The 510-nt window shown below is 64.1% G+C and carries 1 protein-coding gene; it reads left to right on the forward strand.

Features of this window, described 5'->3' with window-relative positions:
• Positions 1-474, forward strand: a 474-nt coding sequence (locus H928_RS32110; protein ID WP_021025646.1) for a hypothetical protein, incomplete at its 5' end; no start/stop codon positions are given.
• Positions 475-510: the final 36 nt, after the last annotated feature.

Raw genomic sequence — 510 nt, forward strand, 5'->3', positions numbered from 1 at the left:
ATGAAGCAAGACAAGGCCGAAGCCAACGCAGTGGCCGCCGCATTGCCCTATGGCTTGCGCAAGCTGCCCGTGCGTGATGTGCCGCAGCTGCAATGCCTGGCGCCTGACTTTGAGATTGCCACGCGCAAGCCTGCGCGGCCTGAGCCCATGGTGCCCCCGCTCAAGAACCCGGCAGTCACTGTCGAGGAAGCCAAGGCCATGCTCGATGGCCTGCGCGATGAGTTTGCCAAGAAGGCCAGCGGTGGGCTGTACCGCGATGCAGCTGATGCGGAATGGCGGCGCTTGCCCATTGAAATGCGCGAATGCCTGCTGCGTGTAGCTGGCGTGCGGGCCAAGAGCAAGCCGGAGCTGCACGGCCTGGCCAGCCGCGCCTGGCAAGAAATGCCGGAGACCGAGCGCGAAGCCATCAAACGTGTGGTGCGCCTGTTCAAGCGCTACGTGCTGCCGCTGTCAGCCCTGGCCGCCAAGGTTTAAATCATGGCCAGCCGCATACCCCGTCAAGAGCCCAAG

The organism is Comamonas sp. B-9, from assembly GCF_000410635.1.
Taxonomy (GTDB): domain Bacteria; phylum Pseudomonadota; class Gammaproteobacteria; order Burkholderiales; family Burkholderiaceae_C; genus Comamonas.